General features: G+C 69.8%; 17 protein-coding genes. 8 read left to right on the top strand and 9 right to left on the bottom strand.

The features are described from left to right. Position 1: 1 nt before the first annotated feature. Together ACFY36_RS32025 and ACFY36_RS32020 are read left to right on the top strand one after the other, a co-directional pair. Positions 2-1,225 carry an SGNH/GDSL hydrolase family protein gene (locus ACFY36_RS32025; RefSeq protein ID WP_499749640.1) on the top strand — a complete coding sequence of 408 codons (1,224 nt, stop codon included), beginning with the start codon at positions 2-4 and terminating at the stop codon, positions 1,223-1,225. Positions 1,226-1,322: 97 nt separating this feature from the next. Next, positions 1,323-1,532 (top strand): hypothetical protein, encoded by a 210-nt coding sequence (locus tag ACFY36_RS32020; protein WP_499749639.1) that lies wholly within the window; start codon positions 1,323-1,325, stop codon positions 1,530-1,532. Between the two features lie 39 nt (positions 1,533-1,571). Here the strand turns inward: ACFY36_RS32020 and ACFY36_RS32015 are convergent, their stop codons facing one another. The 5 genes from ACFY36_RS32015 to ACFY36_RS31995 form a co-directional block, all read right to left on the bottom strand. Next, positions 1,572-1,910: a hypothetical protein gene (locus tag ACFY36_RS32015; RefSeq protein WP_499749638.1), complete on the bottom strand. Its 339-nt coding sequence runs from the start codon at positions 1,908-1,910 to the stop codon at positions 1,572-1,574. A 96-nt stretch (positions 1,911-2,006) separates the two neighbouring features. Next, on the bottom strand, positions 2,007-2,339 hold the full coding sequence (locus ACFY36_RS32010) for a hypothetical protein (RefSeq protein ID WP_499749637.1): 333 nt from the start codon (positions 2,337-2,339) through the stop codon (positions 2,007-2,009). Positions 2,340-2,371: 32 nt separating this feature from the next. Beyond that, positions 2,372-4,552 carry a tetratricopeptide repeat protein gene (locus tag ACFY36_RS32005; RefSeq protein WP_499749636.1) on the bottom strand — a complete coding sequence of 727 codons (2,181 nt, stop codon included), beginning with the start codon at positions 4,550-4,552 and terminating at the stop codon, positions 2,372-2,374. A gap of 116 nt (positions 4,553-4,668) precedes the next feature. After that, on the bottom strand, positions 4,669-4,992 hold the full coding sequence (locus ACFY36_RS32000) for a hypothetical protein (RefSeq protein WP_499749635.1): 324 nt from the start codon (positions 4,990-4,992) through the stop codon (positions 4,669-4,671). Positions 4,993-5,070: 78 nt separating this feature from the next. Continuing rightward, positions 5,071-5,616, bottom strand: a complete 546-nt coding sequence (locus ACFY36_RS31995; protein ID WP_499749634.1) for an RBBP9/YdeN family alpha/beta hydrolase — start codon at positions 5,614-5,616, stop codon at positions 5,071-5,073. Positions 5,617-5,647: 31 nt separating this feature from the next. Between ACFY36_RS31995 and ACFY36_RS31990 the strand changes: the two genes are divergently transcribed. Continuing rightward, on the top strand, positions 5,648-6,268 hold the full coding sequence (locus tag ACFY36_RS31990) for an L-threonylcarbamoyladenylate synthase (protein ID WP_499749633.1): 621 nt from the start codon (positions 5,648-5,650) through the stop codon (positions 6,266-6,268). A 29-nt stretch (positions 6,269-6,297) separates the two neighbouring features. Beyond that, on the top strand, positions 6,298-6,909 hold the full coding sequence (locus ACFY36_RS31985; protein WP_499749632.1) for a hypothetical protein: 612 nt from the start codon (positions 6,298-6,300) through the stop codon (positions 6,907-6,909). Positions 6,910-7,056: 147 nt separating this feature from the next. Here the strand turns inward: ACFY36_RS31985 and ACFY36_RS31980 are convergent, their stop codons facing one another. Further along, positions 7,057-7,974 (bottom strand): hypothetical protein, encoded by a 918-nt coding sequence (locus ACFY36_RS31980; RefSeq protein ID WP_499749631.1) that lies wholly within the window; start codon positions 7,972-7,974, stop codon positions 7,057-7,059. A 220-nt stretch (positions 7,975-8,194) separates the two neighbouring features. On the opposite strand from ACFY36_RS31980, the gene ACFY36_RS31975 reads away from it, so the two are divergent. Next, complete coding sequence (locus ACFY36_RS31975) at positions 8,195-8,641, top strand: hypothetical protein (RefSeq protein WP_499749630.1); 447 nt, start codon at positions 8,195-8,197, stop codon at positions 8,639-8,641. Here the strand turns inward: ACFY36_RS31975 and ACFY36_RS31970 are convergent. Continuing rightward, positions 8,638-9,456 carry a hypothetical protein gene (locus ACFY36_RS31970; RefSeq protein WP_499749629.1) on the bottom strand — a complete coding sequence of 273 codons (819 nt, stop codon included), beginning with the start codon at positions 9,454-9,456 and terminating at the stop codon, positions 8,638-8,640. The genes ACFY36_RS31975 and ACFY36_RS31970 overlap by 4 nt on opposite strands. Before the next feature lies 1 nt (position 9,457). Beyond that, complete coding sequence (locus tag ACFY36_RS31965) at positions 9,458-10,195, bottom strand: hypothetical protein (protein WP_499749628.1); 738 nt, start codon at positions 10,193-10,195, stop codon at positions 9,458-9,460. Between the two features lie 188 nt (positions 10,196-10,383). Between ACFY36_RS31965 and ACFY36_RS31960 the strand changes: the two genes are divergently transcribed. Further along, positions 10,384-11,037, top strand: a complete 654-nt coding sequence (locus tag ACFY36_RS31960) for an NAD(P)H-binding protein (protein WP_499749627.1) — start codon at positions 10,384-10,386, stop codon at positions 11,035-11,037. Here the strand turns inward: ACFY36_RS31960 and ACFY36_RS31955 are convergent. Continuing rightward, a complete protein-coding gene (locus ACFY36_RS31955) occupies positions 11,015-11,908 on the bottom strand; it encodes an NAD(P)-dependent oxidoreductase (RefSeq protein ID WP_499749626.1) in 894 nt (297 codons plus the stop codon). The two genes, ACFY36_RS31960 and ACFY36_RS31955, sit on opposite strands and share 23 nt — an antisense overlap. Before the next feature lie 61 nt (positions 11,909-11,969). Here ACFY36_RS31955 and ACFY36_RS31950 point away from each other — a divergent pair, with 61 nt between their 5' ends. Both ACFY36_RS31950 and ACFY36_RS31945 read left to right on the top strand, forming a co-directional pair. After that, positions 11,970-12,203: a hypothetical protein gene (locus ACFY36_RS31950; protein ID WP_499749625.1), complete on the top strand. Its 234-nt coding sequence runs from the start codon at positions 11,970-11,972 to the stop codon at positions 12,201-12,203. Beyond that, positions 12,200-12,469 carry an SCO0607 family lipoprotein gene (locus ACFY36_RS31945; protein ID WP_499749624.1) on the top strand — a complete coding sequence of 90 codons (270 nt, stop codon included), beginning with the start codon at positions 12,200-12,202 and terminating at the stop codon, positions 12,467-12,469. Before ACFY36_RS31950 ends, ACFY36_RS31945 begins: the two co-directional genes overlap by 4 nt. Positions 12,470-12,669 lie beyond the last annotated feature (200 nt).

Below are 12,669 nucleotides of genomic sequence, written 5' to 3'. Positions count from 1 at the left end.
GATGCGCAGGCGAACCCTTCTCGTGGCCGGGGGAGCGGCGGTGCCCCTCGGGGCCGCGGCCGCCGCGCCGGCCCAGGCCTCCCGGCGCCGGTCCTGGGCGCACACGTGGACGGCGATGCCGCAGCTGACCGAGCCGCACAACCTGCCGCCGGCGCCGTTCGCGGCGCTCGCCGACACGACCCTGCGGCAGACCGTCCACGTGACGATCGGGGGCCGTCAGCTGCGGGTGCGGTTCTCGAACGCCTTCGGCACCGGCCCGCTGCCGATCACCGCGGCCTCGGTGGGCCTGCCCGTCGACGGCCGGGCCGGTGTACCGGCGATCGTCCCCTCCAGCGTCCGGCCGCTGACGTTCGGCGGCCGCCCGTCGGTGGTGGTGCCGGCCGGCGCGCAGATCGTCTCCGACCCGGTCACGCTGCCGGTCGGTACGGCGGCCAACCTGACCATCTCGGCCTACCTCGCCACCGGCTTGACGGGTGGCGCGGTCACCGGGCATCCGGGTTCGCGGACCACTTCGCATCTCGTCAACGGCGACCATCACAGCGACCCGGACCTGCCCGGCGCCACACCGACGGACCACTGGTACCTGATCAGCGCGGTCGAGGTCCTGGCGTCCGCGGCGGCACTGGCCATCGTGGGCGACTCACTGACCGACGGCCGCGGATCGACCACGAACGGCAACGACCGGTGGCCCGACCAGCTGTTCGCCCGAGGTTCGAAGGTGGCGGTGCTGAACCAGGCCGCCGGCGGCAACCGGGTCCTCAACGACGGCCTGGGCCCGAACGTCCTGGCCAGGCTGGACCGCGACGTGCTGGCGGTAGGCGGCGTGGACCGCATGCTGCTCTTCGAGGGCGTCAACGACATCGGAACGGCCGAGGCCACCGAGCAGGCACAGAAACAGGTGGTCGACGACCTGCTGGTGGCCTACGACCAGATCGTGCTGCGCGCCCACGCCACAGGCCTGACCGTCCACGGCGCCACCTTGACCCCGTTCGGCGGCAACACAGGCTACGACGACCCGGCCGGCCTGCGCCGCCGCTCCCGCCGAACGATCAACGAGGCCATCCCCCACATCTTCGACGGGGTGGCCGACTTCGACGCCGCCTCCCGAGACCCGGCCGCCCCCGAAACGCTCCTACCGGCGTACGACACCGGGGATCACCTGCACCTGAACCCGGCCGGCTACGCCGCTTTGGCCCGCGCCGTGCCCCGAAACCTCATCCGATGAGAACCCGCCCCACCTGACCCCGATCGGGCAGCCCGGACAGTGCCTCCAGCACGTCCGGGCTGTTCCGCAGCCCGCAGCTCGAGAGTAGCTTCGCCGAGTGACCGACGACATCACGCTGTGCCTGGACCGGGCGACCGCCGAGGATCTCTACGCCATGTTGTACGAGGTCGGGGAGCACATTGCGGCTGGCGCTCCGATCACCCCACCCGCTGACGCCGAAGAGGCCGAGCGACTCGAAAGGCTGCTGCGGAACCTCGGCCATCGCCTCGGCCGACCTTGCTCGCCCCACTGCGATCACCTCGCCTGACACAACTGAGGCCCGAAAAAAGCCAGGCAGAAGCAGGCGTCAGCGTCGCCACATGTTTTGCATCGCCTGTGCTGAGCGACTGGCCAGTTGGGCGAAGGCCGGCGGTTGATACGGGGCCGGCCAGACCTGGAGCAGATATTCGTCGAGCGGTGGGCCGTCGATGTCGCGCCGGGCGCCGCCGGAAGCTTTGTCCATGCCGCGGGCGTGGTACCGCAGTCGATATGTTGCCGCGCCGGCCGGGAGCGGAGAAAGGTCGTGGGTCTCCTGTCCGCCCCAGCAGACCAGCAGGAAACGGTCGTCCTCGGTTGTCATGCTGATCTCGGCAATGTCTTCGAATTCGCCGGCGACCGAGCCTGGGTCTTGCGGATCGATGGTCACCGTCAACAGCCCTGTTGACGTAGATCTGGCCATAGGCGGTGTAGACATCGCCGTAAAGGACCACCGTTCCAGAATCCACCAGTGCGACGATAGCGGTCAGCGGCTGCTCTCACCGGCACTTGGACCGTTGCGGCCCTCGATGCGCTGCCAGCCGCCGGTGATGCTTCCGGACCGGAGGATCCGCGTGTCCGGCCCACGTAGTGTGACCAGGGCCGTGTGGCCCGCCGGAATCTCGTCGACTGTTCTCTGGTACCAGATGATCTGGGTCAGCTCCAGGTCGATCACGTCCGCCGAGTCATCGACCCGGTGGAATCTGGCGCCGCGGAAGACCGTGCCGCGCAGGTTCCGTACGGTCACGGTCGCTTCAGCCCGCTGGGAGTTCCGAACCTCGTCGATCTGCAGCTCCACAAAGCTCCGGGCGTCGCTCACCTACCGATCGTTGCCCAGGACTGTCCGCGGGATCAATGGCTGTCGGACTGCCAACGGGTCAGCTCGGTCTGCGTGGCACGAATCTCGGGGTGGTCGGGACTCAGCACCCGGAGCCGGTCGGTGAGCAGGGACTTCAAATCGGCCACGGCTCCGGCCCGGTCGCCCGCGCGGCCTCGCCATTGGGCCAGCAGCTGGCGTGCGGTCATCGTGTCGGGGTTGTCCGGGGTCTGCACCAGCAGCCAGTCGGCCAGCACCGCCTCGAAGTCGGTCACCGCGCCGGACGGGTCTCCTGACTCGCCGCGCCAGTGGGCCAGGCTCTGGCGTATGGCCAGGACCCGGCGGTGATGTGGGCCCAGCAGCGGCGTCTGCTCGGCCAGCAACGTCTCCAGGTCGGTGACGGCTGCGGCGTGGTCGCCGTTCTCGCCTCGCCAGTGCGCCAGCTGGACGCGGACGTGCAGGTCCAGCTGGGCCGCCTCGCGTGGGGGCAGGCGCTTGCGGTCTTTCAGCAATTGTTCGTACGCCTCGACCGCTGCCGCCGGGTCGCCCAGCTCGCCCCTGAAGTGAGCCAGCTGGTGCACGTTGTAGAGCGTGAACAGGTTGTAGCGGCCGAGCATCGCCCTGCAGTCGGCGACCAGGCTCTCCGACTCGGCCGCGGCCTCCTCCACCCGGCCCGCCTTGTACCAGGCGATGGCCAAGTTGTGGCGGATGCTGAGCAGGCCCTGCCAGTGAGGGCCGACCGCACGGATGGCGTCGGCGTGCACCGCCTCGATCTCGGTCACCGCGGCGGCCTGGTCGCCGGCCCGGCCCAGGGCGGCGGACAAGGTCTGGCGGATGCCCAGCGTGTGGACGGAGTCCGGGCCCAGCCGCCGGTTGGCCTCGGCCACCAGCCAGGTCAGATGATCCACCGCGGCGCGGGCCTGCCCGACGCCCAGCAGAACGTCCGCGGCGTGCACCAGCACCGGGTGCGGGTCGGACCACAGGTCGTCCGGCGCGGCCTTGATCAGGGCCTGGATGTTGACGTAGTAGGCCTGGCCCACCTCGGGGACCTGCCGGGCGGCCGGCCATGACTCGACCAGGGCGTCGGCCGCGACCCGTACGGCCTGGGAAAGCTCTTGATCCTCGGTGTTTTCGCGGGTCGCGCGCTGGATCAGGGCGTGCACCCGCATGGTGTGGCCGTCCGGGTCGTGGGCGGCGAGGCTGAGCAGGTGCAGACGGCGGACCGTGTCACGGACGTCGGCGGCGGTGGCCGGCTCGACCGCGAAACGGCGCAGCGTCCAGCGGGTGGCCCTCCGGAGGAGCCGCGCCTTGAAGGTGGTCTCCTCGGATCGGGCGTCCAGCCACAGTGACTCGCGCAGGCGGCCCGCGCCGATCCGGTAACCATGAGCCATGAGCCGTTTCGCGGTCAGCCATGTGGTCACCGCGGGAGTTTCGAGCACCGCCTCGGGGATGCCGTTGGCGTCCAGGACACTGGCCAGGCTCAGCACAGAGCGGGCCAGCCCGGGGTGCGGAGCACGGTCGGCCAGCTCGACGGAGAGCGACCAGGTCGCCGCGAGCGCGCGCTCCTGGTCGTCCGGGAGGACCTCCGGGCGCAGGTCGTCGAGGCGGAGCTCGGCCAGCATGGCCCGGTAGGCGCCACAGGTCACCTCCTGGTCGAGGAGATAGGCGGAAGCCTGGGCCAGGGCGAGCGGCAGGTGACCGAGGGCGCCGGCCAGCCCGGCCGGGTCGTCGGCCAGGCCGGGCCGGGCCTCGAGGCGGCGGGTGAGGTACGCGACGGACTGCGCCGCGGTGAACAGTCCGACCTCGGTGAGTCGCCGTCCGGCGCCGGCCAGGGCGTTGTCCTTGCGCCGGGTGGTGACGACCGTACGGCCGTGGCCCGGCGGCCACAGCCGGCGCAGGTCGGCCGGGTCGGTGAGGTCGTCCAGCACCACCAGCCAGGTCCGCTCGGTCGTGGCCAGCCAGGCCAGGAACCGGGTCGCGGCCCGTTCCTGGTCCGCCGGGTCGAGGTGCAGGACCTCGGCGGCGGCCTGTGCGTAGCCGGCCAGGATCGCCTGCCGGGACGAGGCGGTCACCCAGAGCAGGAGATCGGGGCCGGCCTGCTCGGCCAGCTCGGCCGCGAGCTGTGTCTTGCCGGCCCCGCCCGGGCCGGACAACACCAGAACACGGTCGTCGGGCAGGGGCCGGTCCTGATAGCAGTCGGCGCGCAAGGGCACCACGCCGACCCGGTGCGGCCACGTGACTTCCGGGGGCGGGCTGACGTGAACCGGGCCGTGGAACGTGCCGGACAGGCCGAGATTGACGCCGGGGACGGCCGGCCCGGGGCCGTCGCCGGCTAGGAAGGGGGGAGCGGCGCGTGGAACGTCACCGGGGCGTGGAACTCGCCCACCGCGCCGTTGTTCGTGCCGACCACGAACGTGTTCCCGCTCAGCTTCAGCACCCGGCGGGCCGCGTCGAGCACCTGCTCGTCGGTGACCGCGCCCGAGTCGGCCAGCACGGCCGGATCGGGCTCCGCGCCGGGGGCGGGCAGGGCGTTACGGTTGGCCAGGAGCGAGGAGAGCCGCCCGTACGCATCACGGATCGCCGCACTGGTCGTGTCGGTGAGCCCGGCCGTGGCCCCGGCCGCCAGGGCCGCCGTGATCAGCTCCACACCGCTCACCGCGGTACCACCTCTCGTCGGAGACGGCCCATTGTGGTGGATCGGCGCCCGCGCGCACAGCCCCCCGCCCGGGGGACGTCAGGCCGCGTGGCGCAGGCGCTCGATGAGGGTCGCGGCCAGCGGCCACTCGCCGTACCCGGAATCGGTGTTGATGTGCCCGGCGTCGCCGAGGTCGAGCAGGCGGCTTCCCCACGACTGGGCGAAGGCAGGGGCCACACCATTGTCGTCGTACGGATCGTTGGTGCTGGCCACCACGATCGAGGGAAAGGGCAACGGGGTGAGTGGCGGTTCACGGAACGTGCCGGCCGTCGTGGGGAAGTCGGCCCCGTCCGGGTCGGGGATGGCGACGAGCAGGGCGCCGGCGACCGGGGGTACGTCGGGCCGGGCGGCCCAGTGGGCGACGGCGAGCGTGCCCAGGCTGTGCGCGACCAGCACCGGGTGGTCGGCCACGGCGACGGCGCGGTCGAGGGCGGCGATCCAGTCGTCCAGTTCGGGGTCGCTCCAGGAGGCGGGCTGGATGCGAAGGAAGGCGGGGTCGGCGTCGAGCAGCGTCTGCCAGTGGCCGGGGCCCGAGTTGTCGATGCCGGGCACGGTGACGGCGGTTATCCGCGGGGAGTCGATCACGTCAGGCGACCTTACTCACTAGACTTCGCGGGTGGCGAAGTATTTCGACGTACATCCGGACAACCCTCAGGCCCGCGCCATCCGCCAGGTCGTGGACATCGTCCGGGGTGACGGGCTGATCGCGTACCCGACCGACTCGTGTTTCGCGCTCGGCTGCCGGATGGGCAACAAGGACGGTCTCGACCGGATCCGGGAGATCCGGCATCTGGACGACCGCCATCATTTCACGCTGATGTGCCGCGACTTCGCCCAGCTGGGCCAGTTCGTCCAGATCAACAACGCGTCGTTCCGCCTGGTGAAGGCGTCCACCCCGGGCCCGTACACGTTCATCCTGCCCGCCACGAAGGAGGTGCCGCGCCGCCTGCTGCACCCGAAGAAGAAGACGGTAGGCGCCCGCATCCCCGACCATGTGGTGGCCCAGGCGATCCTCGAGGAGCTGGGCGAGCCGCTGGTCTCCAGCACGCTGCTGCTCCCGGGCGAGGAGGAGCCGATGACAATGGGCTGGGAAATCAAGGAGACCCTGGACCACCAGCTGGACGCCGTGATCGACGCGGGCGAGGGCAGCACCGAGCCGACCACGGTGATCGACCTGTCCGACGGCGAGCCCGAGATCCTCCGAGTCGGCGCAGGCGACCCGGCCCGTTTCGAATGAACGCCCCATGACCCTGTTCAATGCTTTCCATGATCACTGCGAAGGCGGTCTTCGAGGTCGAGCCGCTGGACGCCTCGCCGGCACCCGCGTGGCCAGTGGCACGGGATGCTCCATGGTCATGGGTGGCCCTGGACGCCCACTGCACCGATGAGCAGGTAGGGCTGTTCGTCGCTGTGCTGGCGTCCCGGATCGAGGTCCCGCTGTCGAGCGGTGCGGCCCAGGTCGCCGAGGCTCTTGTCGCCGAGGAAGTGCTGCTCATCAACGGTGGCCTGCGACTGCACGACTCAGCGACGGCGAGGATCGTGGTGCCCGGCTGCTGCGCCGGGTTGGAATGCTGGCGGGACTGGGCCGATGTGCTGTCCGGTGCCCCCATCTGGTTGGGCCACGACCCGGAGCCGCAGATCGAGCTGATCGGTGAGAACCTCCGGCTCTGGCAGGACGGGAGACACCGAGACGACAGCGCCGGGTCTTACATCGACGTTCCCCGGCCGGTGCTGCCGACCATGCTGCTCAGCGTCCAGAATGATCTGCTGGGTTTCCTGAAGGCACTCACCAGTTGGGCCGTCCGTGTCGGCCTCGGGGAACGGGCGGCTCCCCTGGTGAATGCGATCGACGAGAGCTTCAAAATCACTCCGCCGTGAACAACCGGAACTTCAGCGACTCGCTGATTGCTGCCCGGAGACACAAGCCCGCGCTGAAGCCACCCCAGGCGGGATCCCTGTTGTCGAAAGGCGTCCGGATCTGCCGCCCTTCGAAGGCGCCCGCCAATGAACTGTCAGCGGCACGCTTCAGCCGACTGCGGAGATCGCCCCGGTCGCCATTCTGGTGTCGCCTGCGTGTATTGCCGCAATTGCGGGCCGCCGGCCAGAATCATGCGAGCTTTTGATTTTCAGATGACCCGGCCGGCGCCTACGCGCGGTGCGTGAGGATCGGCCCGGGCTGGTGGGCTCGGCCCGGGCGGTGACTTTCGCTTGATCCTCCGGCCGGTCCAGCGTCACCGCCTCAACCCGCTCCACCACCTCAGCCCGAACCGTCGATCCGGGCCGCGTTGCCGTCCCGGCCGCAACGGCCGACTCGGCCCGCGCATCCGCCTCGGCATGGACAGTCGGCTCGGCCCACGCTGCCCGCTCGGCCCGGACTGCTCGTTCGGTGTCGGCGGCCGACTCGGCTCGGACTGCCTGCTCAGCCTTGGCGGTCGACTCGGCTCGGACTGCCTGCTCAGCCTTGGCGGTCGACTCGGCCCGGGCTGTCTGCTCAGCCTTGGCGGTCGACTCGGCCCGGACTGCCTGCTCAGCCTCGATAGCCGATTCGTCCCGGACTGCCTGCTCGGCTTGGGTGGCCGGTTCGGCCCGCACTACCGGGTCGGCCACAGCCGGCCTCTCTGTACAACTGACCGGCACACCGTCGGGGACGGAAGCGGCCGTCTGCTCAACGGGCCGACACGGGCGCCGCACCCAGCTGACCTCGTCATCCCAGATCAACGGCGGTATCCGCTCGGTCGAATCATGCAGACCCAACTCACCGCACAACCGCGAGCACCCATGCAACCGGCACAGCTTCAACGCGTGGCGTCGTTGAAGACCCCATTTCCGCCGCTCGTCCTGACCACGCCGGAACTCCACCATCTCCGGCGAATGACTCGGCACGCCCGACCAATCCCGCATAGAAGCAATAACCGACCTGGAAAAGAACCCCAGCTGCGCCATGAACCATTATCCCGCACCCCGAAGATCGGCAGCAAAGAAACGATCACGCCAACCAAAATTAACTTAGGGAAGCACATCTCCAGCCGGAGAGACGCGCATTCTCGTAGCCGCGGGTCGCGCGCGGCGGCCCGCGGAGAGTTGTCACCGGGCGTTTGCAGTCTGACGCCCGATGCTGCTGGCTTGTGGACCACCGAGACGCAGGGTGCGCGATCATGGGGGTGTGCCCGACTCCGCAAGCATGCCAGCCGCTTTGACGCACGTCGTGGATGCGTACATGTGGCGGGTCCTTGAGGCCGCGGAGGATCCGGTGGAGGTGGTGGCCGAGTTGCAGTACGAACTTACCGAGCCTCCGTCACGGGAAACGGCGGAGCAGGCCGGCAGGCTGTACCTCCTTTTCGCGAACCTTGGCGACATCGCCGACGGAGGGCCGGTGTCCGGGCGTGAAACTGAAGAGCGTGTCGTCGGGCATGTGATGATCTGGGGACGTACGGCGGCAGGGGGGCACGGGTACATGTCGTGGATGGTTGTCGCGCTGGTGGCTGGTGTTCCCGTCGCGGGGGCGATTGTGCTGTTGGCGGTCATCAAGCTGATCAGCCGCCGCGCGCGGGCCGGCGTTCGGTCAGGCCGTAACACCGCACGGCCGGGAAACTCTTGGAACAACTTCTAATCGGGGGCGGTCCGGGCCTGCCGTGACCGTGCACGGGACTGCAGCATCGTCGCCACATCGTCGCCGGCCGCGAGGCTGGTGCGTTCGTCCAGGAAGGTGAGAAGCCGTACGGGCCGGCCGGTCGTCGCGGCTGCCTCGACCTTGTGATGTCCGTCGAGCAGGAAGTGGCTCACGACCCAGTGCGCGTAATAGTCGTCGCCCGGGTCTGTCGCCGGTTGCAGCACGTCCAGGATCGAGTAGGCGACCGCCGTCGGGTGTTCGCCCGCTGAGACCGCCGCGTATTCGGCTACGCGATGACTGTCGTTCCACGCCGGCGGAACCATCGGCACCACGAACTCGTACAGATGCCTATCGTTTCCGAGTGGGGTCTCGAACGTCCGGTAGTACGGCGTGCCGGGATCCTCCGGGCCGCCGAGCACCGGATCTACGCCCCAGGTGGTCACCTGCTCGTGCGCGAAGTAGTCGGACCGATCGCCCGGCTCCACGAGCTGTGGCCGGATGTCGAGCAGGAGGACCGTGTATTCCGACTCCGGCAACACCGTCCCGTACACAGCCAAAACGTCGTCGTCGATGCGCTGAAGACCTGCATCGAGCCGGTCGTTCGCGAGTTCCAGATCGGCGGCCTCGGGTTCCGCCAGCTTCGTGAACAAGGCCGGGCACGTTCCGCACCACAGGGCGAGCTCAAAGGTCGCCCAACCCTGGAGAAACAGCTTTCTCGGCTCGAACGGCGCCCCCGGCGCGGGCCCCGGCACGATCACCCTGGCACGCTCCGCGGCGACGCCCAAAGACACGCCACGGCGAACATCGACGATCACGCTACCGGCCGTCCTGCACCACCGCGGTCCACGACTGCGACTCGCCGACCACCCAGGCGGCGATCACCGGGCGCGGCGGCGTGAAGCCGGGGTCCTCGGCACCGAGATAGTAGGCGCCGTTGGAACGGGCGCTGTCACGGGTTCGCGAGAGGTGACGCAGATGCTCGCGAAGACCCGGATGGTGTACGGCCTTCAGCCGCTCGTCCGAGGTCGGGTCAACACCCCAATCGGGGCTGAGGGCGAAGAGGTGATCCGGTCCGCGCATCGCCCCGGTTGCGGCCGCTAAGGCGCCGAGCAGCGAACCATCGGTGTGCAGCCGGAACTCGGCCTCCGGATAAGCGTCACGGATGTCTCTCGGGTCAAGACCGCGCTCGGTCAGGCTCTGCCCGAGCTCGGATCCGAGCAGTCCGGCGTCGAGCTCGGGCACGCCGACCTCGGCGCCGTCACCGGCCACCGCGGCCCGGAAGACCGAGCGGCTGAGATCGAAGCTCCAGTGCGGAGCGATGAGATCCCAGTCGGCCAGCAGCGTCCGCAGCATCGGCATCGTCGTGAACGGGGGGCTGACGATCCCCGCCAACGGGCCCACGTCGAAGCCCTTCGCGAACAGGTCGTCCACCAGGTCGCCGCAGCTGTAGTAGACGGCGTACGGCACACCTGGATCGAACTCGCCGAGGGGCCGGCCGAGCAGGACCTCGAAGCCTTGTTCGAGGGCCTGCCGCCACTCGTCCGTGACCGTCATGCACGCCTCCGGCTGTTCCGTGTGGGTGGACAGCTTAGGGGGTCGGCTCGTGGGACCGAGCGTTATCCACAATCGCGTGTCATCCACAGGAGACGCCGCAAGATCGCCCAGGTTTGGCCATACTGACCGGGACGGGGGTCCCCCCAGGGAGGGCGGGCTCTAGGTGGTGGGCTCGGGGTGGTGAGGGCATGCGCATCTTCGTGATCGGGGCGGCCGGCGGCGTCGGCCGGCGGCTGGCCAGACTGCTGACCACCACTGGCGGCGACGTGACCGGCATGCACCGCGGGCCCGACCAGACTCCAACCGTCGAGGCCTCCGGCGCCACGCCACTGCTCGGCGACCTCGTGCATGACACGGTCGACGAGCTTGCCCTGCGCTTCCAGCGCCACGACGCCATCGTCTTCACCGCCGGCGCGCACGGGGCCGGCATGGACCAGACCACCCTCATCGACGGCAAGGGCCTGGAGAAAGCCGCCGAGGCCGCCGAGCTAGCCGGCGTACGACGGTTCGTGCTCGTCTCCGTCTTTCCCGAGGCCGGGCGCCGGCGGCAGCCCACCGAAGGCTTCGAGCACTACATGCGCGTCAAGAAGCACGCCGACGTGTTCCTCACCCGGACCGGGCTCGACTGGGTCATCGTGCGGCCGGGCACTCTCGTCGACAACGCCGGCGAGGGCAAAGTCACGGCAGGACCCGCTGTTCCGTACGGCGACACGCGGCGTGACGATGTCGCCGCCTTCATCGGGGCCGTTCTGCGTGAGCCCTCGCTCAACCGGGTGATCGTCGAGGTCACCTCCGGGGACGAGCCGGTCGCCGACGCGGTCACGCGGCTTGCGAACGGGTAGCGATGGCCTTCACCACGGCCGCCATGTCCGTGTCGCCGTACCCCTGGGAAAGGGTTTCTCGGTAAAGGTTGCGGCAGACCTCGAGCAGCGGCATCGCCGTGCGGGCGGCGTTGACGATCAGCTCGTTGTTCATCAGCACGTCGCGGATGGACGCCTGCACGGTGAAATCGCCGTCGACCAGCTTGGCCGCCTTCACCCGCGACACCGTGCTCGCCATCGGGCCCGCGTCGAGGACCCGGCGCAGCGTCACCGGGTCGAGGCCGTGACCCTCGGCGAAGTGGAACGCCTCGGCCAGGCCGGTGACCATGCTGATGAGGTACGTGTTCACGGCCAGCTTCATGAGCAATGCGCCCGGCACCGGCCCGCAGTCGAACGTCTCGGCGCACATGGGTGCGATCAGGGGACGTACGACATCAAGCTCCTCCGCCTCGCCCGCCAGCATCGCGACGAGCGAGCCCGCCTCGGCCGGCCCGCGCGAGCCGGAGACTGGAACCTCGACGTAGCGGCCGCCCGCCTTCTCGACGCGGTCCCGGAGCGCGGCCGAGTATTCCGGGGCCGTCGTTCCCATGTGGATGATCAGGTGTCCGTCGATCAGCGACGGGTCGAGGACGCTGTCGATGGCTTCGGCGCCGGCCAGCATGAGGATCACGATGCCGGTCCGTTCGAAGACCTCGGCCACGGTGGCGGCGCGTTCGGCGCCGGGCGGTGCCGGCTTCGAGGGTGTACGGCTCCAGACGATCAGATCGGTGCCGGACCGGGCGAGGTTGGCCGCCATCGGCGCGCCCATCACGCCCAGCCCGAGGAATCCCACTGTCATGCCAGCGACGCTAGGAGCCGGCCGGCGGCGGCGCCCGATCCAATCCGGCGTCATTGGTTCGCGCCATCCGAAACGGGACGGTGCCCGGGCGGATACGCGTGCGATGCTGCGGGGCGTGGCAGTGACTGTGAACCTCGATGCCCTTCTCGACGAGCCCTACCGTTCCCTCGACCTGAAAGACGTCGTGGCGGCCCCGGTCTCCGCCCTGTCCGGTGTCAGCGACGAGGAGGCGCAGGGCCTGTCCCTGGCCTTCGGCATCAACACGATCGGCGACCTGGCCGAGAACCAGTTCATCCGCGCCGCCGTCGCCATCAACGCCCTCGCCAAGGTCACCGAACCCCCGGCGTGAGGCGCGCCTTCCTCCCGGCCGTCGCCGTCGCGGCCTGCCTGCTGACCGCGGCCTGCGCCGACCAGGCCGTCTGTCGCGACGGCGAATATCCGGCGGCCCAGGTCGACTCCACCGGCCGTACGTGCGTTCCCGACGGCCAGGAGCCGCCGGCCGGGTACGTCCGCTACCCACCGGGCCAGGAGCCCCAGCGAACCGACGACAAGTGGGACCAGTACTGGCGCCGCCACACGATCGACAAGTCGGGCGCGGTGGTTCCGGCCACCTAGCCATGATGATGGTCGCCCGAGGCCGGTATGGCCCGCACAGCGTCGGCGACGACTTCGACGGCTTCGCTTTCGTCGCGCGTCCTGACAGGGTCCGCACGGCGAAGACGGTGAAGATCGGCGTGACGACTCCGAAGCGCTCGATCACCCATGCGGCCGCCCGAACCTCCCAGGCGTTGCGCCGCGGGATTCCCAGGTGGGTC

It is taken from the genome of Actinoplanes sp. NPDC000266, from assembly GCF_042899005.1.
Taxonomy (GTDB): Bacteria; Actinomycetota; Actinomycetes; order Mycobacteriales; family Micromonosporaceae; genus Actinoplanes.
This window is presented reverse-complemented; position numbering and strand designations above follow the sequence as displayed.